Origin of the sequence: Bacillus cereus group sp. BfR-BA-01355 (assembly GCF_022663675.1) — a bacterium.
GTDB classification, from domain to species: domain Bacteria; phylum Bacillota; class Bacilli; order Bacillales; family Bacillaceae_G; genus Bacillus_A; species Bacillus_A thuringiensis_S.
In genome coordinates, this window is the sequence record NZ_JAKUFY010000470.1 from 1 (window position 1) to 223 (window position 223).

Here is a 223-nt window from a genome sequence, read left to right on the forward strand (position 1 = left end):
CTTATCTCTCGGATATGCATGGTACGTATCATTAAATTCTTCTATAATAAGTGCCTTTTCTTCTTCCGTCGTAGTCTCTATTTCATTTAATTTTATAGTTGGATTCCTTACGATTTGATTAATAATACTTATTAAATGTACTAGTAAACGTTCTGCACTCTCCTTTTTATACAAATCAGTACAATACTCCAATGCCATTTGGTAATCATTCTCTACTTCATAA

At 30.5% G+C, this 223-nt stretch carries 1 protein-coding gene; it reads right to left on the reverse strand.

Going from position 1 to position 223, the window contains the following annotated elements; translation table 11 throughout:
* The coding region (locus tag MR167_RS32520) for a condensation domain-containing protein (RefSeq protein ID WP_242316316.1) at positions 1–223 on the reverse strand (223 nt) is incomplete at both ends.